This window comes from Stenotrophomonas sp. ATs4, assembly GCF_051861585.1.
Taxonomy (GTDB): Bacteria; Pseudomonadota; Gammaproteobacteria; order Xanthomonadales; family Xanthomonadaceae; genus Stenotrophomonas; species Stenotrophomonas maltophilia_AS.
In genome coordinates this window covers 177,801-201,929 of the sequence record NZ_JBLYPK010000001.1, presented here as the reverse complement: position 1 = coordinate 201,929, position 24,129 = coordinate 177,801, and the positions used below count along the sequence as shown (strand labels likewise).

Below are 24,129 nucleotides of genomic sequence, written 5' to 3'. Positions count from 1 at the left end.
CCGGACGGCGTTTTTCCCCCTGTTCGGAACATCGATCAATGACGCAGAAAATTACGGTCATCCGCGGCGACGGCATTGGCCCGGAAATCATGGACGCCACCCTGTACGTGCTCGACCAGCTCAACACTGGCCTGGAGTACGAAGATGCCGACGCCGGCCTGGTGGCCCTCGAAAAGCACGGCGACCTGATGCCGGCAGTGACCCTGGAATCGATCGCACGCAACAAGGTTGCGCTGAAGAGCCCGCTGACCACCCCGGTCGGTGGTGGCTTCACCTCGATCAACGTCAGCCTGCGTCGCCATTTCGACCTGTACGCCAACGTGCGCCCGGCCCACACCTTCCCGAACACCAAGTCGCGTTTCGACAACGTCGACCTGATTACCGTTCGTGAGAACACCGAGGGCGCGTACCTGGCGGAGGGCCAGGAAGTGTCGGCCGACGGCGAGACCGCCTTCTCCGGCACCCGCATCACCCGCAAGGGTTCCGAGCGCATCGTGCGCTACGCCTTCGAGCTGGCCCGCAGCGTCGGCCGCAAGAAGGTCACCGCGGTGCACAAGGCCAACATCATCAAGTCGACCTCGGGCCTGTTCCTGAACGTCGCCCGTGAGGTTGCCGCGCAGTACCCGGACATCGAATTCCAGGAAATGATCGTCGACAACTGCTGCATGCAGCTGGTGATGCGTCCGGAACAGTTTGATGTGATCGTCACCACCAACCTGTTCGGCGACATCATCTCCGACCTGTGCGCCGGCCTGGTGGGCGGCCTGGGCCTGGCCCCGGGTGCCAACATCGGCAAGGACGCGGCCATTTTCGAAGCCGTGCACGGCACCGCGCCGGACATCGCCGGCCAGGGCAAGGCCAATCCGTGCGCGCTGCTGCTGGCAGCTGCACAGATGCTGGACCATGTTGGCCAGCCGGAAAACGCCGAGCGCCTGCGCAAGGCCATCGTGGCGACCATGGAAGCCAAGGATTCGCTGACCGGCGACCTGGGCGGCAGCGGCACCACCATGAGCTTCGCCAAGGCCATCGCTACCCGCCTGTAAGCGGCGGGTGATCCTGCTGGACATCGCCCTGGGCGACGTCCAGTCAGGGCCTCGGATAGTTGAAGGCGGGCCGTCCTTGCACGGCCCGTCTGCGTTTTCGACTGCCGCCTTTTCACCGACAGGAGTTTCTGCAGATGCCTGAGGCGGCTGTGTGGGTCGTGGCGGCCATTGCCGTCTATGCCATCGGCGTGGCCCTCTACGCCATCTTCTACTGGCCTTGGTCCCGGGCCCAGCGCGCGCTGAGCCGCCTGCGCAAGCATGGGACGTCCATCCGCAGCATGCGGGAGCGCGAGGCGCGGGTCCTGCAGCTGATTGAATGTGCGGCAGGTTTACCTGTGTATCAGCTTGAAGGCCATTGCGCGGAGTTCGTCATCAGGAGCAGGCACTCCCCAGCCCAGCATGTGCAGACCCTGGCCGGCGTGCCAGTGAAGTATCCGGCGGGCCTCGAACGCGCCATGCGCGCTGGCAACAATACTGCCGAAGTGGTGCTGGCTCGCGACTACGCGATGATCCTGCGGCTCAATGGGGTCAAGCTGGCCTAGTAGAGTCGAGCCATGCTCGACTGCTCCTGCGTAGTCGAGCATGGCTCGACTCTACAAAAGCTATCTGTGCATCAGTCGCACAGATCATGTGCTGCTACATGGCTGGTTCGTGCGCCAACCGCTCCGCATCCTGTGCCCACTTTCCACCGCACAGGAGCACATCATGAATCTCACCGCCTTCGGCCTGGCCAGCCTGATCGGCATGGCCGCCACCACGCCGGTCGCTGCCGCCGAGCCGGCCCATCCCACCATCCGCCATCTGGCCGGGGCGCCGGCTGCAACATCGCTGGACGCGGCGAAGACCGCCGTGCTCGTGATCGACTTCCAGAACGAGTACTTCGACGCCAGCGCCGCGCCGGGGTTCGCCGGTGGCCGCATGGTCATTCCCGATGGCCTGGCCGCACTGCGCCAGGCCAAGCGCGTGGTTGAATTCGCCGATGCCAACGGCATTCGTGTGATCCATGTGCAGCACGTACTGCCGGCCGGCGCGCCGTTGTTCGCGCAGGGCAGCGTCAATGCCGCCTTCCACCGCGACCTGCAGCCGCGGCAGGGCGAAACCGTTGTGCAGAAGGACAACGTCAGTGTCTTTGCAGGTGCCTCGGCCGCCATGCTGGACAGGGTGCTGAAGGACGCCGGCATCGACACCCTGGTCGTGACCGGCCTGCAGACCCACGCCTGCGTGGTGGGAGCCGCGCGTGACGCCGCCGCCGCGCCGCGCGGCTATCGGGTGATCGTGTCGTCCGATGCCACCGCCAGCCGCGATCTGGACTTGGCCGGAGGCCAGCGCATCGGGCATCGCACGCTGCACGAGGCCTCGCTGGCGCAGATCGAAGACGCTTTCGGTGATGTCATGAGCACCGATGCGATCCTCGCGCTGCCGGTGCGCCGGGCTGGCGACGGCGCTTGATAAGCTGGTGGGGCCCGCATGCCGTGGGCCCCGCCGCGTGGAGCCGCCTGCCGATGGATCACTTCGCCGCTCTGCGCGCGCTGCGCGCCATCGTCGACGCAGGCAGCTTCTCTGCTGCTGCCGAACGCCTGGGTACCACCCATTCGGCGATGTCGCGGCAACTGCGGCAGCTGGAAGAGCATCTGCAGGTGCGCCTGCTTGACCGCAACAGCCGCCGGCTGTCACTGACCGAAGCCGGGCGCGACTATTACCGCGAAGCGGCATCGCTGCTGGACCGCCTGCAGGAAGCCGATGACCGGGCGCGTGCCGGGCAGGCGCAGCCCAGTGGCATCGTGCGGATCAGCGTGCCGCAGGTGGTGGCCAGCCAGGAGCTGCCGCATTGGCTGCCATCGTTCCTGCAGCGCTATCCGCAGGTCGCGCTGGACCTGTCGGCCGATGATCAGCTGGTTGATGTCGTTGGTGGCGGCTTTGACATGGCCTTTCGCATCGCGCCGTCCTTGCCGGACAGTCAGTTGGTGGCACGCGAACTGGCCAGTTGCCCGCGCATCCTAGTGGCTGCACCTGCCTACCTGGCCCGGCATGGCCTGCCACGGCAGGCTGCGGACCTGAAGCACCACGCCCTGCTGGGCTTCAGTCCCACGGCTGCCCCTGCGTCGTGGCAGCTGCAGGGACCTCGCGGTGCCACTGCCAGCGTCGAAGCCGGCCAGCGCCTGCGTGTCGACGCCACCCCGGCGCTGTATGCCGCCGCCGTGGCGGGCATGGGCATCAGCCTGTTCACTGCGCTGACCGTGCAGGAGGACCTGCGTGCCGGCCGGCTGATCCGCGTGCTGCCCGCATGGAATGCCGGCCAGCGCCACTATTTCGCCCTCTATCCGCATGCCCGCGCACTGGCGCCGAAAGTGCGCGCGCTGGTTGACCACCTGGCGACGCACTACGCTGCGTGGATGGATGGGGCAGCGTAGCCGCACGGCAGCAAACGGAGAGGGGATGGAATCGGTGTATCTGCTGGTCGCGCTGGGCGCGATCGTCGCGGGGTTCGTACAGGGCCTGTCGGGGTTCGCCTTCGGCATGGTCGCGATGTCGTTCTGGGCATGGGGGCTGGAGCCACGGCTGGCGGCGACGCTGTCGGTGTTCGGTGCGCTGGTCGGCCAGCTGCTGGCGGTGTTCACCGTTCGCCGCGGCTTCAACCTGCGGCTGCTGCTGCCGTTCGTGCTGGGTGGGCTGGCGGGCATTCCGCTGGGCGTGATGGTGCTGCCGCAGCTGGACATGGACTGGTTCAAGGCGCTGCTGGGCGGTTTCCTTGCGCTATGGTGCCCGGTGATGCTGATGGCGCGGTCGCTGCCGCCGATCACCGTCGGTGGCCGTTTCGGTGATGCGATCGCCGGCATGGCCGGTGGCGTGCTCAGCGGTATTGGTGGCTTTGCCGGACCGGTGCCGACGCTGTGGAGCACGCTGCGTGGCTTCGGCAAGGACGAGCAGCGCGCGGTCATCCAGAACTTCAATCTGGCGATGCTGGCGGTGACCATGGCGATCTATGTCGGCAGCGGCCTGGTCACCCGGCCGATGCTGCCGTACTTCGCCATCGTGGCGCCCGCGATGCTGGTGCCGACCTTGCTGGGGGCGCGGGTCTACATCGGCATCAGCGAAGCGCGTTTCCGGCAGATCGTACTGAGCCTGTTGACCGCCTCGGGCATCGCGTTGCTGGCGTCGTCGCTGCCGGTGCTGCTGGCACGCCCCATCGCGGGCTGAGGCTCAGCCCGGGCGGAACATGCGGAAACGCTGTTCGGCGTCGATGCGGAAATAATCGGCGGGCCCGCCGCCGCGCAGGATCGGGGCCGCCGCCGCGGTGTCGTAGATGCCATCGACGAGCAAGCGTGCATCGATATGCACCGCGACCACTTCGCCCAGCACCAGCCAGCCATGGGTGTCCTGACCGGCGGCATCGCGCAGGCGCACGATCTGGGTGCAGCGGCATTCCATGCTCACCGGACTCTGTGCCACACGGGGTGGCGCGACCTGCGTCGACGCCAGCGGTGCCAGGCCGGCGAGGGCGAACTCATCGACATCCGGCGCGACCGCGCGGCAGCTTTCGTTCATTGCCTCGGCCAGATCGAACGTGGCCAGGTTCCAGACGAATTCACCCGTGGCTTCGATGTTGCGCAATGAGTCTTTGCGACCCTGGCTGGAGAAGCCGATGATCGGTGGGGTGTAATTGAAGGCGTTGAAGAAGCTGTAGGGCGCGAGGTTCAACGTGCCTTTCGCGTCGCAGCTGGAAATCCATCCGATCGGGCGTGGGCCGATGATGGCGTTGAATGGGTCGTGTGGCAGGCGATGGCCGTCCGCTGGGCGGTAGCTGTGGAAGGTGTCGGGCATGGGGGCTGGTTCCGTAGCGTCGAGCTGGCTCGACTGGATCGGCATCAGTCGAGCAAGTTCGACTCTACCGTCTGAAACAGTCGAGCTGGCGCGACCCACAAAAAAGCCGCGACCCTTGCGGATCGCGGCTTGTCGTTTACGGCACGGCTGGACTCAGCGCTGCTGGATCTTCGACAGCAGTCGCAGGAATTCCACATACAGCCAGACCAGGGTCACCATCAGGCCGAATGCGCCATACCACTCCATGTACTTCGGTGCGCGCTGGGCCACGCCGGTTTCGATGAAGTCGAAGTCCAGCACCAGGTTCAGCGCGGCCACGACCACCACGAACAGGCTGAACGCGATGCCCAGCCAGCTGGCGTCGTGGATCACCGGCACGTTGATGTTGAAGAAGCCCAGCACGAACGAGGCCAGGTAGAGCAGGGCGATACCGCCGGTTGCCGCAACCACGCCCATCTTGAAGTTCTCGGTGGCCTTGATCAGGCCGCTGCGATAGGCGAACAGGAGCGCGAACAGGGTGCCGAAGGTCAGCAGCACTGCCTGGAACACGATGCCCGGGAACTTGGCGTTGAACAGCGCCGAGATGGCGCCGAGGAACAGGCCTTCCACCAGCGCGTACATCGGTGCGGTGACCGGCGACCATTCCTTCTTGAACACAGTGATCAGCGCCAGCACCAGGCCGCCGATGGCGCCGCCCATGGCGTACAGCTTGGCGCCGGCCATGACCTGGCCATAGTCGTCGATGGTCTGGTTCCAGGCGAAGGCGGCCGTCAGTACGGTCAGCAACAGCAGGAAGCCGGTCTTGTTGACGGTGCCGTTGAGGGTCATGGCCTGGTCAGGGCTGGTCACCACCGAGCCACTGGCGAGGTCGAGGAAGGTGGACTCGGAAAGAGCCGGGTTGCCGCTGCGCATGCGCGTTCTCCGTGCGAATAAGGGTCAGGACGGCCATCCGGCCGATGAGTGCGAGCATAGCCCATGGCTGCTTTCGGCGCCGTGGCAGGCCCCAGCTGTGCACTTCCTGCGTTGACAGTTCGTGATGCGCTTGGCGACAATGGTCAGCTCCCCGGGCCTGGCCCGAGGGGATTGCAAGATCGGGGTATAGCGCAGTCTGGTAGCGCGCCTGCTTTGGGAGCAGGATGTCGGGGGTTCGAATCCCTCTACCCCGACCAATCCAACGCCATGTCGGATTGGACACCGTTCGGTCTGGGCGCCCGTAGCTCAACTGGATAGAGCACCGGCCTTCTAAGCCGGCGGTTACAGGTTCGATTCCTGTCGGGCGCGCCATTGAAATCAATGGCTTATGTATTCCATTCCATGCCTGGCCGGGCGCCTCCCGAAATCATCGGGGCCTGGTCGTAGTCGGGCGGGCAACGAAAAAAGGCCAGCGCAGTGCGCTGGCCTTTTGGCGTCGTGGTGGACGCACTCTCCTGGAGTGCATCCTTTAGGGATCACATCTGTTCGAGTTCACCCACGCGCACGGTGCCGCCGCCGCAGTTGCCGTAGCAGCCGCCACTGATCGGGCCGCTGCCGCCACCGCCGCCGCCGCCGCCACCACCACCACCACCACCACCCTGGGAGTTGGGCGGAAGAACGGTCGAGATGACTTCACCGGAGTCGAATTTCCCGTTTCGCCAGGTGTAGTTGACGCAGGAGATGCCGTTGCAGACGGTCAGGACGTCGCCTGACTGGACGCGGGTCTGCGCTGTCCACACGGTTGTCCGGCCTTCGTTGAGCTTTGCAACCTCTTGGGAAAGCTGCTGGTTGGTCACCGGGTCCGGATAGGGGGTTGCCAGCGTGCACCCCGCGGTGCAGTTGATGACGCCAGGAAGCTTTTTCGCTTGAACACTCCCTACCGCCATGAGCAGCAGGACGCCTGCAAGGGCGGGGATGGAGTTTCTACCAAGCGAAGGGATAATCCCAATGAGTCTAGCTTTCACAATATGTCCTTATCGTGGGATGCAACAGTTCTTGAAGATCTCGTTTGATGACAGTCGGGCGTTTTCTTTTTGTTGGCTGCTCAGGTTTTTCTCACGGGTTGCAATGTCGTTGGTTGTGGCGAATCGCGGGTCGAGCCTGTTGAGGACGCGGGTGTAAGCCAGGGCGGCGACAGGATCTGCAGGAACGATGCCGCCGTAGGTGTAGGCCATTGCCATGTCGCTGATGACGTTGACGTTCCCTTGTGCCTCCAGTTCGCGGAGATACCCGGTGGCTGTTTCCTTCCATGCCTCGAGCTTCGCCGGGTCACGGATGGCGTCATCAAGCGAACCGATGGCCTTCTCTGGCGAGAGCGAGTAAGCGCGCATTGCTTCCTGCGAGCCCATGGCGGCGGCCTTTGAGAGCCAATCGGCGTGATAGATGTCCTGATCCAGAGCGAGCGACTCGCACTCTTTGAGGATTCGCTCGGATCTTTCCAGGAACCACTTGCCCGACCCGACGCTGGCGGCTGAATCGGCCAGGTTGTCAGCGCGATCGGAGATGAAGGTCTGGCACTGCTCGACGGTCCGATAGATTTCGTAGGTCGCCGTCGCATCTCCAGATTCGGAGCGCAGCATCAGTTGCTTGACGTGGGCGAGCGCGTCACCGGGAGGGCGGAACTCATTTCCCCGGACAATTTCGTAGGCCTTCGGTCCCACGGCCTTGTACGAGCCCCGGGGAATCTTGTTGTCTCTTTCAAGCGTCTGTGCAGCCGTTGCGCCTGAGGCTGGAAGCGGCTTTGCATATGCAGATGTGTCTTCCTGGCTTCCGCTCCTGTCGGATTCCCGCGGTGTGGTGTCAGCCGTCTCCTGCTGCCGATAGCTGGACACTGCAACGGCTGCTACTGCCAGCGCCGCTGCCAGCGTGACGAATCCGATTAGCCGCTTTCTCATTTATCGATCTCACCTTCATTGCAGGAACCGGCATGGTTGCAAACGCGAGCGCCGTGTTCCATGTCCTGCAGCTAACGGTGTATGAACAGATCCCCCCCATTCCCATTCGAGATTTGTTCACGATCTGTTCACGTTACATTCACTTGACCAGCGGGTGGCAGCCCCGGGGTGTGCGCGCCAGGCAAGGCGGCGAGGGCTCGCTTCCGACCGTTCTTGAATGCAGGCGATGTGCAGGGCATCAACATCGAACAACCTGACGGTGGGCTGCGCCTGGCCATCTGCAATCGCATAGCGTTTGGCTGCGCCGTGATGTCGCTGACGGACGGCGTCATTGATCTCTTGCCGCGTTTCCTCGCATGGCGGAGTCGTTCAACGCGATGCTCAAGACGGGAATGGCCCTTGATCGACCGTCCACCAGGTGTGGTGCAGTGTCTGCCGAAGCGGCAGTCGCGTCGTTGGATTGAACAAGGGCAGTGGCAGTTGCAAGCCTTGTTCCTGCGTCTGCACATCAATGTGAAGAAATGCTTGCAATTCCCTCGCGGCTCCCGGAAAATGCCGGACTCGCTTCGGGGGACGGACTTCTGGTTCAACCCGGTCGCAACGCATCAAGTCCAAGTGTCAGCGGTACCGGCGCAGGGACGAAAGTTTCAGTGGTGGCTGTAGCTCAGTTGGTTAGAGTACCGGATTGTGATTCCGGTGGTCGGGGGTTCGAATCCCCTCAGCCACCCCACTGATTCAACCGCATCGGCACAGCCGACACGGTGTTGCAATAAACAGAAAGCACGCTACAATGTGCGTCTGAGTTTCACGGGCCGTTAGCTCAGTTGGTAGAGCAGTTGACTCTTAATCAATAGGTCCAAGGTTCGAATCCTTGACGGCCCACCAAGACAGAAGCCACCTGGCATGCCAGGTGGCTTTTTTCTTATAAGTGTGACTCCTTCGATTCGAAGGAGGGCACGCTGCAGAGTCCCGCGTGGTGCGGCGCTTCTGCAGGAGCGGAACCGCAATGCTGCTTTCAACGACGTTGAAAAAAGCGCTTGCACCCACCGAGCGGATCGGGTCATAATTCGCGCCCCGATTTCGGGCTGTTAGCTCAGTTGGTAGAGCAGTTGACTCTTAATCAATAGGTCCAAGGTTCGAATCCTTGACAGCCCACCAGACAAAAGCCACTTGGTTCGCCAAGTGGCTTTTTTCTTGCTTGTTTGCCGGGTTGCGCTTCATCCACGCATGGCGTGGATCTACTGAAGCGATGCATGGCGTGGATCTACTGAAGCGATGCTGAAATCAGGGGCGTACGCGTCATCAGTGTTTTCAATGCTGTGCGCTGTTTCTCACCACACTGCGTGCTGGATCGCTCCCAATGGTTCTTCCGCGCCGATGGCGCATGCACGAAGGAAGATCCTGATGGCCGATATCAAACGACTGCGCCGGGCGCTGTGGGTTTCATGTGCGTTGCTGGCACTGGCGGCCTGTGCGCCGGAGCGTGATCCGGCGCAGACCGTGGAGCGCGATGCAGGTACAGAGGCGGTTCCGGCGCGCCCGGTCGGTGACGCCATGCAGATGCAGCCGGCGCAGCCGGTGGAGGCTGAAGCGGCGCCGGAGGCGGTGGAGCTGCGCCGCACCGACGAGGGCGGCGTGGAGGTCCGCAAAGTGGACGCGACGGTCGGGCAGGGGGCTGAGGCGTTGCCGTCCCGCGCCGAAGCGAAGCACTGAGTCGCTGCCGTCCCGGAGGCGCGCTCGGCGTCCGGGACGGCCCCTCGGCGATCATATTGCCCGCAGCTGGCAGGTTCAGCTTTGTGCAGGCCTTCCGCTTCCCGTCGTCGCCTGCGACAATGGGTGTCTGTGCCGGCCACGCGAAAGTGGCGGAATTGGTAGACGCCCTGGATTTAGGTTCCAGTGTCGCAAGGCGTGGGGGTTCGAGTCCCCCCTTTCGCACCAGTGCCGGCCTGTCCCCGCCCTGATCGGGCCATCTGTGCCCCCTTGACCGGCACGCGCTGGCAGTGCACGCCGAATTGGGCGAAACTAAAGGGCTGCGGCAAGCAGGCGCGTCCCAGACGTCGTGTCCTTACAACCGTTTCATCCCAATCATCGTGCCGGGGGCCTGGGCCACCGGTGGCAGGAGTCAACATGCAAGCTTCGATCGAATCCACCGGCAACCTGGAACGCCGCCTGAGCTTCTCGCTGCCGGAAGACCGTCTGCAGAGCCACATCGTCGGCCGCTTGGGCGAAATCGCCCGTACCACCCGCATCAAGGGGTTCCGTCCGGGCAAGGTGCCGGCCAAGGTGATCGAGCAGCGCTTCGGCGCGCAGGTCCGTGGTGAGGCGCTGGACGGCCTGCTGCGCGAAACCTTTGATGCCGCCGTGCGCGAGCACGACCTGCGCATCGTCGGCAGCCCGCGCATCGACAAGGGCGAAGAGGGCGAGTTCTCCTTCGTGGCGACCGTGGAAGTGGTGCCGGACTTCGGCGACATCGACGTCAGCAAGCTGACCGTCGTGCGCCACAGCGCCGAGATCAACGACGCCGACATCGATCAGATGATCGAAAATCTGCAGAACCAGCGTCGTACCTGGGCCCCGGTCAGCCGTGGCGCGCAGGACGGTGACCTGGTCGCGGTGGAAACCTGGTCCCAGGCCGGCGAAGAGCGCCTGCCGGCCGAAGGCACCGAGAAGGGTTCGATCGTGCTCGGCCAGGGCATGATGTTTGAAACCATCGAAAAGGGTCTGGTCGGCCTGGCCAAGGGTGAAGAGAAAACCCTGGACGTCGACTTCCCGGCCGACTGGCGCGTGCCGGTGCTGGCCGGCAAGACCGTGCAGGTCACCGTCAAGGTCGCCGAAGTGTCCGAGCCGGTCGTGCCGGCGGTCGATGAAGCCTTCATCAAGAGCTTCGGTGTGAAGGGCGGCGACGTCGAGCAGTTCCGCAGCGACATCCGCGCCAACCTGGAGCGTGAGCTGAAGGGCGCGCTGATGAACCGCCTGCGCCGCGAAGTGGGCGAGCAGCTGATCGCCGCTTACGCCTCGGTGGAAATGCCGCCGCGCCTGGTCGAGAACGAAGCCCGCGCCATGCTGGCCCAGCAGGTCGAGCAGATCCGCCGCAACGGCCAGAACGTCGGTGAAATCCCGGCCGATGCCCACGAAGGCTTCAAGGACGCTGCCGCCAAGCGCGTGCTGGTCGGCCTGCTGGTCGGCGAAGTGGCCCGCGTCAATGACCTGCGCCTGGAAGCCAAGCGTCTGAACGAAACGATGCGTCTGATCGCTTCGACCTACGAAGAGCCGGAGCAGGTCATTGAGATGTACCGCAATGACCCCCAGCTGATGTCTGGCCTGCAGAACCGCGTGATGGAAGAGCAGGTGATCGACTGGATCGCCGAGCGTGCCCAGCACACTGAAGAAAAGCTGTCGTTCCAGGACGCGATCCGCCAGTAAGCCCGGGCGGATCACCGGATGCCCCGCGCCTGTCCCGGCGCGGGGTTGTTGCCCCCCAAGATAGGTACCTCACGTAATGGACAACCGAACCAAAGCCCTGAACCTGGTTCCGATGGTGGTCGAGCAGACCAGCCGCGGCGAGCGTGCCTACGACATCTATTCGCGCCTGTTGAAGGAGCGCCTGATCTTCCTCGTGGGCCCGATCGACGATCACATGGCCAACGTGGTGGTGGCGCAGTTGTTGTTCCTGGAATCGGAAAACCCGGAAAAGGACATCAACATCTACATCAACTCGCCGGGTGGCGTGGTCACCGCCGGCATGGCGATCTACGACACCATGCAGTACATCAAGCCGAATGTGAGCACCACCTGCATCGGCCAGGCCGCCTCGATGGGCGCCCTGCTGCTGGCCGCGGGCGAAGCCGGCAAGCGCTATGCGCTGCCGAACTCGCGCGTGATGATCCACCAGCCGTTGGGCGGCTACCAGGGCCAGGCCACTGACATCGACATCCACGCGCGTGAGATCCTGACCCTGCGTTCGCGCCTGAACGAGATACTGGCCAAGCACACCGGCCAGTCGCTGGAGACGATCGCCCGTGACACCGAGCGCGACAACTTCAAGAGCGCCTTCGAGGCGCAGGCCTATGGTCTGGTCGACCAGGTCCTGGAGCGTCGCCCGGATGAGTCGATCCAGGCCGGCTGACCGGTCATCACGGGGCCGTGGAGGCCCCGTTCCTGCAGGGTCGGGCGGGACTGGTGTCCCTCCGGCCCTGTGCTATTCTCGAATCGAACCCCCGTTCAGCGGGTGGGGTAACTGGGTAAGCGAAGCATGAGCGAAGACCGCCAAGGTCGTTCCACGGACACCGGCAAGATCCTCTACTGCTCTTTCTGCGGCAAGAGCCAGCATGAAGTGCGCAAGCTGATTGCGGGTCCGAGCGTGTTCATCTGCGATGAGTGCGTGGAGCTGTGCAACGACATCATCCGTGAGGAACTTGAGGAAAAGGCGCAGTCGGCGCGCAGCTCGCTGCCCAAGCCGCGCGAGATCCTCGAGGTCCTCGACCAGTACGTGATCGGTCAGAACCGCGCCAAGCGCACCTTGGCCGTGGCTGTGTACAACCATTACAAGCGCATCGAGAGCCGGCAGAAGAACGACGAGGTCGAACTGGCCAAGTCGAACATCCTGCTGGTCGGCCCGACCGGTTCGGGCAAGACGCTGCTGGCCGAAACCCTGGCCCGCCTGCTCAACGTGCCGTTCACCATGGCCGACGCCACCACGCTGACCGAAGCCGGTTACGTGGGCGAGGACGTGGAGAACATCATCCAGAAGCTGCTGCAGAAGTGCGACTACGACGTCGAGAAGGCGCAGCAGGGCATCGTCTACATCGATGAAATCGACAAGATCTCGCGCAAGAGCGAGAACCCGTCGATCACCCGCGATGTGTCCGGCGAAGGCGTGCAGCAGGCCCTGCTGAAGCTGATCGAAGGCACCGTGGCCAGCGTTCCGCCGCAGGGCGGCCGCAAGCACCCGCAGCAGGAATTCCTGCAGGTGGACACCAAGAACATCCTGTTCATCTGCGGCGGCGCGTTCGCCGGGCTGGACAAGGTGATCCAGGCCCGCTCCACCGACGTCGGCAGCATCGGCTTCGGTGCCAAGGTGAAGAGCGCCGAGCGCAAGCAGGAAGTGGGCAAGGTGCTGGCGGAAGTCGAGCCGGAAGACCTGATCAAGTTCGGCCTGATCCCCGAGTTCGTCGGCCGCCTGCCGGTGGTGGCGACCCTGGAGGAGCTGGACGAGCCGGCCCTGATCAGGATCCTGACCGAGCCGAAGAACGCCATCACCAAGCAGTTCAAGAAGCTGTTCGAGATGGAGAACGTCGAACTGGAGTTCCGTCCGGACGCGTTGTCGGCCATCGCCAGGAAGGCGCTCAAGCGCAAGACCGGCGCCCGAGGCCTGCGTACCATCGTCGAATCGGTCCTGCTGGACACCATGTACGACCTGCCGTCGCAGGAAAACGTCAGCAAGGTGGTGGTGGACGAGTCGGTGATCGAGCACAAGTCCGAGCCGTACCTGATCTACCAGACCCCAGTGGCCCCTGAACAGAAGGCCGCAGGCGCCGAGTGATCCTTCCAGGTTGTTGATTGGAAAGGATTTTCAAGGAATGCCTTGCATCTGAAAGCCGATGGCCCCATAACGGGGCCATCGGCTTTTTTTGTCTCCGGAAGATGCCCTCCCGGAGGCGGTTTTCCCCTTCCCTGGAGCCCCCATGGCCCGTTCCCCAAGTGAAACCCTCGACCTGCCGGTCCTGCCGCTGCGCGACGTAGTGGTGTTCCCGCACATGGTCATCCCGCTGTTCGTCGGCCGTGACAAGTCCATGCACGCGCTCGAACAGGCAATGGAAGCGGACAAGCGCATCCTGCTGCTGGCGCAGAAGTCGGCTGAGACCGATGACCCGCATGCGGCCGACCTCTACCAGGTCGGTACGCTGGCGCAGGTGCTGCAGCTGCTGAAGCTGCCCGACGGCACCATCAAGGTGCTGGTCGAAGGCCTGTCGCGCGTGCAGGTCACCCACGTCGACGAGCGCAACGGCTCGCTGCATGGCCAGGCCGTGGAGATCGACGCTACCGACGAACGCGAAGCACGTGAGGTCGAGGCGATCGCCCGCTCGCTGATGTCGCTGTTCGAGCAGTACGTGAAGACCAACCGCAAGCTGCCGCCGGAGCTGCTGCAGACCCTGTCCGGCATCGATGAGCCGGCGCGCCTGGCCGATACCATCGCTGCGCACATCAGCGTGCGCCTGTCCGACAAGCAGCGCCTGCTGGAAACGCTGGCGGTGGGCGATCGCCTGGAGATGCTGGTCGGCCTGGTCGACGGCGAGATCGACGTGCAGCAGATGGAAAAGCGCATCCGCGGCCGCGTGAAGTCGCAGATGGAAAAGAGCCAGCGCGAGTACTACCTCAACGAACAGATGAAGGCCATCCAGAAGGAACTGGGTGACCTGGACGACGCGCCGGGTGAACTGGAAGAGCTCGCGCGCAAGATCGCCGAAGCGGGCATGCCCAAGCCGGTGGAGACCAAGGCACGCAACGAGCTCAACAAGCTCAAGCAGATGTCGCCGATGTCGGCTGAAGCGGCGGTGGTGCGCAACTACCTGGAGTGGCTGCTGGGTGTGCCGTGGAAGAAGCGCAGCAAGGTGCGCAAGGACCTCAAGGCCGCGCAGGACACCCTGGACGCCGATCACTACGGTCTGGAGAAGGTCAAGGAACGCATCCTTGAGTACCTGGCCGTGCAGTCGCGGGTGAAGCAGATGAAGGGCCCGATCCTGTGCCTGGTCGGTCCGCCGGGCGTGGGCAAGACCTCGCTGGGGCAGTCCATCGCCAAGGCCACCAATCGCAAGTTCGTGCGCATGTCGCTGGGCGGCGTGCGCGACGAGGCCGAGATCCGTGGCCACCGCCGTACCTACGTCGGTTCGATGCCGGGCCGCATCGTGCAGAACCTCAACAAGGTCGGCAGCAAGAACCCGCTGTTCGTGCTCGACGAGATCGACAAGATGTCGATGGACTTCCGTGGCGACCCGTCTTCGGCGTTGCTGGAAGTGCTTGATCCGGAGCAGAACAACGCGTTCAACGACCACTACCTGGAAGTGGATCTGGACCTGTCCGAAGTGATGTTCGTGGCCACCTCGAACTCGCTCAACATTCCGGGTCCGCTGCTGGACCGCATGGAAGTGATCCGCATCCCCGGCTACACCGAGGATGAGAAGCTCAACATCGCCACCCGTTACCTGTCGCCCAAGCAGATCAAGGCCAACGGCCTGAAGCCGGAAGAGCTCGAGATCGGCAGTGATGCGATCCAGGACATCGTGCGTTACTACACGCGCGAATCGGGCGTTCGCAACCTGGAACGCGAGATCGCCAAGATCTGCCGCAAGGTGGTGAAGGAGATCGCGCTGGCCGGCCCGCAGCCGGTGAAGGCGAAGAAGGGCGCGAAGAAGTCCAAGGCGCTGGTCAGCGTCACCAGCAAGAACCTGGACAAGTACCTGGGCGTGCGCCGCTTCGACTTTGGCCGCGCCGAGGAAGAAAACGAGATCGGCCTGGTCACCGGCCTGGCCTGGACCGAAGTGGGTGGCGATCTGCTGCAGATCGAATCGACGCTGGTGCCGGGCAAGGGCCAGCTGATCCTGACCGGCCAGCTCGGCAACGTGATGAAGGAGTCGGCGTCGGCGGCACTGTCGGTGGTGCGTTCGCGTGCAGTGGGCTTTGGTATCGACAGCGACTTCCTGCAGAAGCATGACGTGCACGTGCACGTACCCGATGGCGCCACGCCGAAGGACGGCCCCAGCGCCGGCGCGGCGATGGTCACCTCGCTGGTGTCGATGCTGACCAAGGTGCCGGTGCGTGCCGATGTGGCGATGACCGGCGAAATCACCCTGCGTGGTCGCGTCACTGCCATCGGTGGCCTGAAGGAGAAGCTGCTGGCCGCACTGCGTGGCGGTATCCGCACCGTCATCATTCCCGAAGAGAACCGCAAGGACCTGGCCGACATCCCGGCCAACGTCACCCGCGATCTGCAGATCGTGCCGGTGAAGTACATCGAAGAAGTCCTGGACCTGGCGCTGGAGCGTCCGCTGGCACCGAAGAAGGCGCGCAAGAGTGCGCAACGCGTCACGGTGCGCAGCAAGGCCAAACCGAGTGGAAGCGCGCGCGTCAAGCATTGACGCGCGCTGTCCAAGGGCTTGAAACCCGCGTCGTTGCTGGCTTTCCAGCTTGCGTGGGGGTAGGGCCACTGGTATAAAAGCAGCACTCGCGAATGAGTGATCGCTGTCTGCGATGACTGAACCAGCGAACCGTTTCCACATGGCGGCCGCATGCAGAAGGCGTGCGGTTGCTTCCCTGTCGAATCTGCGGAACCCACCGCCAAAGGAGTTGTAGAGAATGAACAAGACCGAATTGATCGATGCCGTTGCTGAAGCTGCCGACCTGACCAAGGCCGAGTCCAGCCGCGCTGTCGATGCCGTCGTTGCTGCCGTCACCAAGGCGCTGAAGGACGGCGATGCGGTCACCCTGGTTGGCTTCGGTACCTTCCAGGTCCGCGACCGTGCTGCCCGCACCGGCCGCAACCCGAAGACCGGCGACACCATCAAGATCGCTGCTTCGAAGAATCCGTCGTTCAAGGCTGGTAAGGCCCTGAAGGATGCTGTAAACTAAGCGGCTCGCTGGGGTGCTTAGCTCAGCGGTAGAGCGTCTCCTTTACACGGAGAGGGTCGGGGGTTCGAAACCCTCAGCACCCACCACAGCACCGCGGTAAAAGTTTGAGTGTGGAGCGGTAGTTCAGCTGGTTAGAATGCTGGCCTGTCACGCCGGAGGTCGCGGGTTCGAGTCCCGTCCGCTCCGCCACTTCAACGAGGCCTCCGGCCAAAAGCTGGAGGCTTTGTTTTCTCCCCGGTCCAGATCGGCAGAAAACAAAACAGGTAACAAATGCGGAGCGGTAGTTCAGCTGGTTAGAATGCTGGCCTGTCACGCCGGAGGTCGCGGGTTCGAGTCCCGTCCGCTCCGCCATTACATCGAGGCCCCCGGTCGAAAGCTGGGGGCCTTGTCTTCTCACCGGCAGGTCCGGAAGAAGACGAAAAGGTTTTTGCAAGAATGGAGCGGTAGTTCAGCTGGTTAGAATGCTGGCCTGTCACGCCGGAGGTCGCGGGTTCGAGTCCCGTCCGCTCCGCCATTGCAGAATTCTTAAGTCCCTGTGAAAAAACTTTGAAAAAAGTGTTCATCGGGCTGGGTTTCCAGGGAGTCTTCGGATATACTGGGCACCTGCAAAGTTCAAGCGCGGAGCGGTAGTTCAGCTGGTTAGAATGCTGGCCTGTCACGCCGGAGGTCGCGGGTTCGAGTCCCGTCCGCTCCGCCAACTTTAAAAGCCCTCGGCGCAAGTCGGGGGCTTTTTCTTTGGTCGCGCGCGGTGTGGAGGGCCGGCCGATCAAGTGCGCGGCCGCTGGCTGGCATCGAGATGTTGCGCGCAGGCCGCGCCAGCGCTGCTTTTGGTCCCTGCGGCGAAGCGGGTTACACTGCCGGGCTCGCCAATCAGGCCTTGTGATTCCTCACCATGCTGCAGAAACTCCGCGACAAGACCTCAGGCTGGATCGTCACCGTGATCCTGGGGCTGCTGATGATTCCGTTCCTGTTCGTGATCGACAACAGCTACCTGGGTGGCGTTGGTGCACAGAACGTGGCCAAGGTTTCCGCGCCTCCCACCTGGTGGCGTTCGGCCCCGTCGTGGTGGCCGGTGCGCATGCTGTGGCAGCACCATGAGATCAGCGCGCAGGATTTCCGCACCCGCTTCGAGCAGGAGCGCATGCGTGAGCGCCAGCAGCAGGGCGAGAACTTCGACCCGCGCGCGTTCGAGAGCACCGAAAGCAAGATGGCCGTGCTCGATCAGCTGATCGACGAGCAGGTCGTCCGTCTGGTCGGTGAGCAGGCCGGTGTCGTCATTGGCGATGGCGCGGTTCGCGAGTACATCACCACCATCCCGGCGTTCCTCGATGCGAACGGCAAGTTCAACGAGAACAACTACCGCCTGGCCCTGGCCGGTGGCAATCCGCCGCGTACGCCCACCCAGTTCCAGGAGCTGGTGCGTGAGAGCCTGCAGCAGTCGGTGATTCCGTCCGGCCTGCAGAATTCCGGCTTCGTCACCCAGGCCGAGACCGAGCGCCTGCTGAAGCTGCTGGGCGAGACCCGCGACGTCGAGCTGGCCGCGCTGCCGGAAGTGCCGGCCGATACCGCGCCGGTCACCGACGCGCAGATCAAGCAGTGGTACGACAGCCATGGCAAGGATTTCCGCCAGGCCGAGAGCGTGTCGCTGGAGTACGTCGAGATCAACGGCGGCAACCTGCCGGCGCCGACCGCGGCCGACGAAGCCACCCTGCGCAAGCGCTATGAAGACGAGAAGGCGAAGTTCACCTCGCCGGAACAGCGCCAGGCCGCACACATCCTGATCACCGGTGACGGTGCCGAAGCCAAGGCGAACAAGATCGCTGCCGAAGCCAAGGCTGCCGGCGCCGACTTCGCCGCACTGGCCAAGGCCAACTCGGAAGATCCGGGCTCGAAGGACCAGGGCGGTGACCTGGGCTGGGTCGAGCGTGGCGCGATGGTCAAGCCGTTCGAAGACGCTCTGTTCGCCGCCAAGGCGGGTGACGTGATCGGCCCGGTCAAGACCGACTTCGGCTACCACGTCATCAAGGTCGCCGCAGTGCGTGGCGGTGAAGGCAAGTCGTTCGAGGAAGTGCGCGACACCCTGGCCGCCGAACAGCTGAAGGCCGACGGTGAGCGTGGCTTCAACGAGCTGGCCGGCCGTCTGGTCGATGCCATCAACAAGAGCCCGAGCGACCTGGCCGCTGCCGCCAAGGAAGTGAACCTGCCGCTGCAGACCCTGGGCCCGATCACCCGTGCCACCGCCAGCGGTATTGCCACGGATCCGGCCGTGCTGCGTGCGGCCTTCTCCGAAGTGCTGGTGCAGGACGGAACCGCCAGCGACCCGATCGCCCTGGGCGGTGCCACCAACCACAGCGTAGTCATCCGCGTGGCCGCGCATACCCCGGAACAGGCGATGCCGCTGGAGAAGGCGCGTGAGCAGGTGATCGCTGCGATCCGCACCGACCGCCAGCGTCAGGCCAGCGACAAGGCCGCCGACGCCGTGCTGGCCAAGCTGAAGGCGGGTGCCACCCTGCAGTCGCTGGCCGCCAGCGAGAAGCTGCAGGTGAGCCCGATGCCGGGCCTGCCGCGCAGCCAGCCGGTGCCGACCCCGGAAATCAACCGCGCGATCTTCAGTGCGCCGGTCCCGGACGAAGGCAAGCCGAGTTACGGCAAGGTCGACGTCAACGGCCACGCGCTGTTGTTCGCGGTGAACAAGGTCAACCCGGGCGACATCAAGGAAGTGACCGCCGAACAGCAGAAGCAGCTGAAGGACCAGTTGAGCCAGATCGATGGCATGGCCGCGGCCAAGGCCTACATCGAAGCGATGCGCAAGAAGTTCGTGATCCAGACCACCGAAGCGAACCTGTAAGCCTCGCGGCGAGCCGCAAAGAGAAGGGCCCGGCATTGCCGGGCCCTTTTTTGTGCCTGCGGCTATGTAGAGCAGAGCCATGCTCGACTGCATCTGCCGAGCACAGACATGAAAAAGCCGAGCGTGGGCTCGGCTCTGCACAGACATGAAAAAGCCGAGCGTGGGCTCGGCTCTACAGGAAGCGGGGAGGGCGCGGCCGGAACCGCGCCTGCCTCAATCTTCGACGCGCAGTACCGCGCCCGGCTTCAGCACGCTGCTGCCGCTCAGGCCGTTCAGCGACAGCAGGGCCTTCACCGGCATGCCGTAGCGGCGGGCGATGGTCCAGGCCGACTCGCCATCACGCACGGTGTGGCGGCGGCTGCGCGGGCGATCGGCAATCGCGGCGACGGTCTTGGTCACCTGCGGCGTCGGCGTGGTCGTGGCGACCGGTGCGGTGCTGGCCACCAACGTGGTCGCAGCCTCGACCACCGTCGCACTGGCGGCCGAGACCGGGGCCAGCACCCGGGTGGTTCCCGAGGCGCGGCCGCCGCCGGCAAGCGCGGGGTTCAGGCGGGCGATCCTGGCCGGGTCCAGCGCGCGCTGGGCAGCCCACTGCTGCACGCTGGTGCCTGCGGGCAGGGTGTGGTCCTTCAGTACCGGCACGGTGCGGTCCAGCGAGGCCATCACGCGGGGCTGGTCTTCCACGTCTTCCAGCACGCAGGCCAGGGCATGCAGCTTCTCGACGTAGGCATGGGTAACCGGCGACAGACCCGGCAAGGCTGCCGGCTTGGCGTTCTGCGCGTTCATGCCGGCCTTGCGCATGGACTGCAGCACGCGGTATTCGCCGGCGTTGTAGGCCATGGTGGCCAAGCGCCAGTCGCCGCCGAACATGCCGTGCAGGGTCTTCAGGTAGCGTACCGCGGCCTGGGTCGAGTCGACCGCCGACAGGCGGCCGTCGTAGCCGGTGGCCATCGGCACACGGTGGTTTCGCGCGGTGGTGGCGATGAACTGCCACAGGCCGGTCGGGCCGCTGCCGTTGCGGGCATTGGGCCGATAGCCGCTTTCAACGAACGGAATGAGCGCGAATTCGGTGGGCAGGTTGGCCTTGCGCAGCTCTTCCACTACATAGCCGAACAGCACCAGCGCGTCGTCATCCTGGTTGGCCAGGCGTGAGGGGGCGTGGGCGAACTGCTTCTGCCAGCGCGGGCTGGTGGCCTCGGCATCGCAGCTGGGCTCGGCCAGGCCGTCGCGGAAGCTGGTGAAGATTTCCTGGCCGTTGCGCACCGAGGGCGCAGGCAGCGCGGACGGATCCAGCGGCAGCGCCGCGGCGGCGGTCAGGTTCTGGCTGATGCCGGCGCCCAGCGACTGTGCGCCTGCGGTTCCGGCCAGCCCCAGGGCAAGGCCCAGGGCCAGCGATAGACTTCGGCGCATCATGCGCGGAAGCCGTCTTTCCAATGCCGAAGACCGGCCATTACGTCGACGTCGTCAACGACGTCACGGCCCAGGTATGCCGACACCGACGCACGAATGGGCGCCGCGTGCACACGCAGGAAAGGATTGCAGTCGAATTCGTTGGCCAGGGTTACCGGCAGGGTGGAACGGTCATCGCGGCGCATGGCCAAAGCCTCCTCTTGGCGCTGCCACAGGGCAGCGTTGGCGGGGTCGACATGCCGCGCGAAGACGGCATTTGACACGGTGTACTCATGAGCGCAACACAGCAGCAGTTGCGCGGGCAGGGCACCCAGCTTGCACATCGATGCCAGCAGCTGGGACGGCGTACCTTCGAACAGGCGTCCACAGCCCAGGCTGAACAACGAATCTCCGCTGAAAAGGTGTTCAGCAGTGTGAAACGCGATGTGGCTGCGGGTATGCCCGGGCACGGATAGTACGTGGAACGTCCGGCCTAGTGCCTGAACGCGTTCACCTTCGCCGACCCGTTCGGTGGCCATGGGAATGCGCTCTTCGACCGGGGCGATCACCCGCACGCCGGGAAAACGCGCCCGCAGTGCGGGCACGCCGCCGATGTGGTCATCGTGGTGGTGGGTGAGCAGGATGCTGTCCACGCGCAGGCCCTGATCGGCCAGCGCGAGCACCGGCGCGGCGTCGCCGGGATCGACGACCACGGCCGCGCCATCGTCGTCGATCAGCATCCAGATGTAGTTGTCCGCAAATGCGGTCAGGGCAGTCAGTCGCATAGAATTGGACCATGCCCGCGCTGCAGAGCACCCGTCAAGCGAGCCAGGCCCCGTGGTTCGACAGCGAACCAGCGGTGGCGTTGCGCGTGCTGGAGCGGCAGTTGCTGCTGCCACAGCTGTCGGTGCTGCCGACGCAGCCGTGGCTGTGGATCGCGCCAAGCGCGGCCTGGCTGGACGACGCGCAGCCCGGCGGGCGCGGCCTGCGCCTGTACCGGCAGGGGCGGGGCTATGCCGGCGATACCCACTGCGCCCTGCCATTGCCACTGCCCAACGAGAGCGTCAACGCTATCGTTCTGCAGCATGTGGTTGCCGCCGATGCCGACCAGTTGCTGGATGAGTGCGAACGGGTGTTGATGCCGGGCGGCCATCTGTGGCTGAGCAGCCTCAATCCGTTCAGCCCGTACCGCACCCGCTGGCGCCAGCATGGGTTGGTGGTGCGCACACCGCAGCGGATCCGCCTGCTGCTCGGCCGCCACGGCCTGGAGTGCGACGATATACGCTACCTCGGCCCGCTCTGGCAGGGCGGTGGCAGCCGTCGTCCAGGGGGCTGGGCGCCACTGCGCGCGGCTTGCCTGTTCCATGCCGAAAAACGCACGCTGGCCCTGCCCGGGCCAAAACCACTGCCGGTGCGCTGGCACGGCACTGTTGCTACCTGATTCTGGAGTTGTATTGAAAACGATCGAAATCCACACCGACGGATCCTGCCTCGGCAATCCCGGTCCGGGCGGCTGGGCTGCGTTGCTGCGCTACAAGGGCCACGAGCGCGAGCTCAGCGGTGGCGAAGCGCACACCACCAACAACCGGATGGAGCTGATGGCAGCCATTTCCGGGCTGGAGTCGCTGACCGAGCCGTGCAACATCGTGCTCTATACCGATTCGCAGTACGTGAGGCAGGGCCTGACCCAGTGGATGCCGGGCTGGATCCGCAAGAACTGGAAGACCGCTGGTGGCGATCCGGTGAAGAACCGTGAGCTGTGGGAGCGCCTGCAGGCGGCCACGTTGCGGCATCAGATCGACTGGCGGTGGGTGAAGGGGCACTCCGGCGACCCGGACAATGAGCGGGTCGATACCCTGGCCCGCAATGCGGCGATCCAGATCCGCGATTCCAGCCCGGTAAACTGAGCCCATGCGCCAGATCATCCTTGATACCGAAACCACCGGCCTGGAGTGGAAGAAGGGCAACCGCATCGTCGAAATCGGCTGTGTTGAGCTGTTCAAGCGCCGCCCGACCGGCAACAACTACCACCAGTACATCAAGCCGGACTGCGAGTTCGAACAGGGCGCGCAGGAAGTCACCGGCCTGACCCTGGAGTTCCTGGCTGACAAGCCGGACTTCGCGCAGATCGCCGACGAGTTCCTGGCGTTCATCGATGGCGCCGAGCTGATCATCCACAACGCGGCGTTCGATCTGGGCTTCCTCGACAACGAGCTTTCATTGCTGGGGTCGCAGTACGGGAAGATCACCGATCGGTGCACCGTGATCGATACCCTGGTAATGGCGCGCGAGCGCTTCCCGGGTCAGCGCAACTCGCTGGATGCGCTGTGCAGGCGATTGGGCGTGGACAATTCGCACCGCGCGCTGCACGGCGGTCTGCTTGATGCGCAGATTCTCGGCGATGTGTACATCGCCCTGACCTCGGGCCAGGAGGAGATTGGTTTCGGTCTGGGCGATGACGAGGCCGGCGCTGCCGGTGCAGCATTGCAGGCCTTCGATACCAGCAAGCTGCTGCCGCGGCCGCGCGTGGTGGCCACGCCGTCGGAACTGGAGGCGCACACTGCGCGCCTGGAACGGCTGCGCAAGAAAGCCGGCCACGCGCTGTGGGATGGCCCGAAGGTGGAAGAAGCCGCGAGCGCGTAAGCGGCCGCGGCAGCCACGCATGGCGTGGTGATGCGTTCGAAATGCAGCCACGCATGGCGTGGCTCTACTGTAGGTCCACGCCATGCGTGGATGGCGCTGGTCAGTGGCAGCGCACCAGGATCACGCTGATGTTGTCGCGGCCACCACCATCGAGAGCGGCCGCGACCAGCGTATCCACGCATTCCTGCGCGCTGGCGTCGTCGAAGGCGAGGGTGCGGGCGATGCCGCGGTCGTCCACTTCTTCGGTGAGGCCGTCACTGCATAGCAGCAGCTGCATGCCCGGGCGCAGTTCGCCGCTGGTGGTGGCCACGTTCAGATGTGCCGGATCGGTCACGCCCAGTGCCTGGGTGACCACATTGCGGTGCGGATGCGCACGCGCCTGCTCGGCGGTGAGATTGCCCTGCGCGACCAGTTCCTGCACCACGCTGTGGTCCTGGCTGAGCTGGGCAAGCTGACCGTCGCGCCAGAGGTAGGCGCGGCTGTCGCCGACCCACGCCACTTCATAGCGATTGCCGTGCACGCGTGCGGCGACCACGGTGGTGCCCATCGGCAGGGTGTCGTTGCGGCGGCGCGAGGCGCGGATGATTTCTTCATCGGCAGTACGGATGGCCTGCGCCAGTGCCGCGCCGCGGCGTATCTCGCGCACGATGGTCTCGCGCGCCAGCGCACTGGCCACTTCGCCGCAGGCGTGCCCGCCCATGCCATCGGCCACCAGCCAAAGGCCGAGCTCGCTGTCACCGTAGTAGGTGTCCTCGTTGAGCTCGCGGCGCATGCCGGGGTGGGTGAGGTGTCCGAATTCGATCATGGGGGCTGGGGCGGGGTGTTGCTGGGGAGACAGGCATCATCGGGTGGCTGCGTGCATCCGGCAAGGCATGCGCTCAGGAAATTTTCA

At 64.5% G+C, this 24,129-nt stretch carries 22 protein-coding genes and 11 tRNA genes; 26 read left to right on the top strand and 7 right to left on the bottom strand.

Features of this window, described 5'->3' with window-relative positions; all coding sequences use genetic code 11:
- Positions 1-38: 38 nt before the first annotated feature.
- The 5 genes from ABR323_RS01065 to ABR323_RS01045 all read left to right on the top strand — a co-directional run bounded on the left by ABR323_RS01065 (position 39) and on the right by ABR323_RS01045 (position 4,241).
- Complete coding sequence (locus ABR323_RS01065; RefSeq protein WP_135272483.1) at positions 39-1,043, top strand: isocitrate dehydrogenase; 1,005 nt, start codon at positions 39-41, stop codon at positions 1,041-1,043.
- Between the two features lie 134 nt (positions 1,044-1,177).
- Positions 1,178-1,585: a hypothetical protein gene (locus ABR323_RS01060; protein WP_439447903.1), complete on the top strand. Its 408-nt coding sequence runs from the start codon at positions 1,178-1,180 to the stop codon at positions 1,583-1,585.
- A gap of 163 nt (positions 1,586-1,748) precedes the next feature.
- Positions 1,749-2,492, top strand: coding sequence for a cysteine hydrolase family protein (locus tag ABR323_RS01055; RefSeq protein ID WP_439447902.1), 744 nt, complete (start codon positions 1,749-1,751; stop codon positions 2,490-2,492).
- Positions 2,493-2,545: 53 nt separating this feature from the next.
- Positions 2,546-3,454 (top strand): LysR family transcriptional regulator, encoded by a 909-nt coding sequence (locus tag ABR323_RS01050; protein WP_439447901.1) that lies wholly within the window; start codon positions 2,546-2,548, stop codon positions 3,452-3,454.
- Between the two features lie 25 nt (positions 3,455-3,479).
- Positions 3,480-4,241: a sulfite exporter TauE/SafE family protein gene (locus ABR323_RS01045; protein ID WP_439447900.1), complete on the top strand. Its 762-nt coding sequence runs from the start codon at positions 3,480-3,482 to the stop codon at positions 4,239-4,241.
- Positions 4,242-4,244: 3 nt separating this feature from the next.
- Here the strand turns inward: ABR323_RS01045 and ABR323_RS01040 are convergent, their stop codons facing one another.
- Positions 4,245-4,865, bottom strand: coding sequence for a flavin reductase family protein (locus ABR323_RS01040; RefSeq protein WP_439447899.1), 621 nt, complete (start codon positions 4,863-4,865; stop codon positions 4,245-4,247).
- 153 nt (positions 4,866-5,018) lie between these two features.
- Entirely contained in the window at positions 5,019-5,777 is a 759-nt protein-coding gene (locus ABR323_RS01035; protein WP_135272489.1) for a Bax inhibitor-1/YccA family protein, read from the bottom strand.
- Between the two features lie 180 nt (positions 5,778-5,957).
- Between ABR323_RS01035 and ABR323_RS01030 the strand changes: the two genes are divergently transcribed.
- A tRNA-Pro gene (locus tag ABR323_RS01030) sits at positions 5,958-6,034 on the top strand.
- Positions 6,035-6,072: 38 nt separating this feature from the next.
- Positions 6,073-6,149: transfer RNA gene (locus ABR323_RS01025), tRNA-Arg, on the top strand.
- Positions 6,150-6,313: 164 nt separating this feature from the next.
- On the opposite strand, the gene ABR323_RS01020 is transcribed toward ABR323_RS01025, so the two are convergent.
- Together ABR323_RS01020 and ABR323_RS01015 are read right to left on the bottom strand one after the other, a co-directional pair.
- Entirely contained in the window at positions 6,314-6,634 is a 321-nt protein-coding gene (locus ABR323_RS01020; RefSeq protein WP_439447898.1) for a hypothetical protein, read from the bottom strand.
- Positions 6,635-6,811: 177 nt separating this feature from the next.
- Entirely contained in the window at positions 6,812-7,732 is a 921-nt protein-coding gene (locus ABR323_RS01015) for a hypothetical protein (protein ID WP_439447897.1), read from the bottom strand.
- Between the two features lie 653 nt (positions 7,733-8,385).
- Here ABR323_RS01015 and ABR323_RS01010 point away from each other — a divergent pair.
- From ABR323_RS01010 to ABR323_RS00935, 16 genes are all read left to right on the top strand, one after another.
- Positions 8,386-8,462: transfer RNA gene (locus ABR323_RS01010), tRNA-His, on the top strand.
- Positions 8,463-8,541: 79 nt separating this feature from the next.
- Positions 8,542-8,617: transfer RNA gene (locus ABR323_RS01005), tRNA-Lys, on the top strand.
- 197 nt (positions 8,618-8,814) lie between these two features.
- Positions 8,815-8,890 (top strand) — tRNA-Lys (locus tag ABR323_RS01000).
- 246 nt (positions 8,891-9,136) lie between these two features.
- Positions 9,137-9,445 (top strand): hypothetical protein, encoded by a 309-nt coding sequence (locus tag ABR323_RS00995; RefSeq protein WP_439447896.1) that lies wholly within the window; start codon positions 9,137-9,139, stop codon positions 9,443-9,445.
- Between the two features lie 140 nt (positions 9,446-9,585).
- Positions 9,586-9,670, top strand: a tRNA-Leu gene (locus ABR323_RS00990).
- Positions 9,671-9,859: 189 nt separating this feature from the next.
- Complete coding sequence (gene tig, locus ABR323_RS00985) at positions 9,860-11,155, top strand: trigger factor (protein ID WP_439447895.1); 1,296 nt, start codon at positions 9,860-9,862, stop codon at positions 11,153-11,155.
- Positions 11,156-11,231: 76 nt separating this feature from the next.
- Positions 11,232-11,858, top strand: a complete 627-nt coding sequence (gene clpP, locus ABR323_RS00980) for an ATP-dependent Clp endopeptidase proteolytic subunit ClpP (RefSeq protein WP_019659528.1) — start codon at positions 11,232-11,234, stop codon at positions 11,856-11,858.
- A gap of 126 nt (positions 11,859-11,984) precedes the next feature.
- Positions 11,985-13,274, top strand: coding sequence for an ATP-dependent Clp protease ATP-binding subunit ClpX (clpX, locus tag ABR323_RS00975; RefSeq protein WP_439447894.1), 1,290 nt, complete (start codon positions 11,985-11,987; stop codon positions 13,272-13,274).
- Between the two features lie 142 nt (positions 13,275-13,416).
- On the top strand, positions 13,417-15,867 hold the full coding sequence (gene lon / locus ABR323_RS00970) for an endopeptidase La (protein ID WP_439447893.1): 2,451 nt from the start codon (positions 13,417-13,419) through the stop codon (positions 15,865-15,867).
- A gap of 217 nt (positions 15,868-16,084) precedes the next feature.
- Positions 16,085-16,357: an HU family DNA-binding protein gene (locus tag ABR323_RS00965; RefSeq protein WP_004146343.1), complete on the top strand. Its 273-nt coding sequence runs from the start codon at positions 16,085-16,087 to the stop codon at positions 16,355-16,357.
- Between the two features lie 11 nt (positions 16,358-16,368).
- A tRNA-Val gene (locus ABR323_RS00960) sits at positions 16,369-16,443 on the top strand.
- Between the two features lie 26 nt (positions 16,444-16,469).
- A tRNA-Asp gene (locus tag ABR323_RS00955) sits at positions 16,470-16,546 on the top strand.
- Positions 16,547-16,631: 85 nt separating this feature from the next.
- Positions 16,632-16,708: transfer RNA gene (locus tag ABR323_RS00950), tRNA-Asp, on the top strand.
- An 86-nt stretch (positions 16,709-16,794) separates the two neighbouring features.
- Positions 16,795-16,871 (top strand) — tRNA-Asp (locus ABR323_RS00945).
- A gap of 106 nt (positions 16,872-16,977) precedes the next feature.
- Positions 16,978-17,054, top strand: a tRNA-Asp gene (locus ABR323_RS00940).
- Positions 17,055-17,249: 195 nt separating this feature from the next.
- A complete protein-coding gene (locus tag ABR323_RS00935) occupies positions 17,250-19,205 on the top strand; it encodes a peptidyl-prolyl cis-trans isomerase (protein ID WP_439447892.1) in 1,956 nt (651 codons plus the stop codon).
- Between the two features lie 213 nt (positions 19,206-19,418).
- On the opposite strand, the gene ABR323_RS00930 is transcribed toward ABR323_RS00935, so the two are convergent.
- A complete protein-coding gene (locus ABR323_RS00930; protein WP_439447891.1) occupies positions 19,419-20,618 on the bottom strand; it encodes a transglycosylase SLT domain-containing protein in 1,200 nt (399 codons plus the stop codon).
- Positions 20,615-21,379, bottom strand: a complete 765-nt coding sequence (gene gloB / locus ABR323_RS00925; RefSeq protein WP_439447890.1) for a hydroxyacylglutathione hydrolase — start codon at positions 21,377-21,379, stop codon at positions 20,615-20,617. Before gloB ends, ABR323_RS00930 begins: the two co-directional genes overlap by 4 nt.
- Before the next feature lie 11 nt (positions 21,380-21,390).
- Here gloB and ABR323_RS00920 point away from each other — a divergent pair, with 11 nt between their 5' ends.
- Genes ABR323_RS00920 through dnaQ form a run of 3 tightly spaced genes read left to right on the top strand, consistent with a single transcriptional unit; the run spans position 21,391 to position 23,237 of the window.
- A complete protein-coding gene (locus ABR323_RS00920) occupies positions 21,391-22,035 on the top strand; it encodes a methyltransferase domain-containing protein (RefSeq protein ID WP_135272498.1) in 645 nt (214 codons plus the stop codon).
- A 13-nt stretch (positions 22,036-22,048) separates the two neighbouring features.
- Positions 22,049-22,501 (top strand): ribonuclease HI, encoded by a 453-nt coding sequence (gene rnhA, locus ABR323_RS00915; RefSeq protein WP_135272499.1) that lies wholly within the window; start codon positions 22,049-22,051, stop codon positions 22,499-22,501.
- Positions 22,502-22,505: 4 nt separating this feature from the next.
- Complete coding sequence (gene dnaQ / locus ABR323_RS00910) at positions 22,506-23,237, top strand: DNA polymerase III subunit epsilon (protein ID WP_439447889.1); 732 nt, start codon at positions 22,506-22,508, stop codon at positions 23,235-23,237.
- Between the two features lie 100 nt (positions 23,238-23,337).
- Here the strand turns inward: dnaQ and ABR323_RS00905 are convergent, their stop codons facing one another.
- Positions 23,338-24,042 (bottom strand): PP2C family protein-serine/threonine phosphatase, encoded by a 705-nt coding sequence (locus ABR323_RS00905; protein WP_135272501.1) that lies wholly within the window; start codon positions 24,040-24,042, stop codon positions 23,338-23,340.
- Positions 24,043-24,129 lie beyond the last annotated feature (87 nt).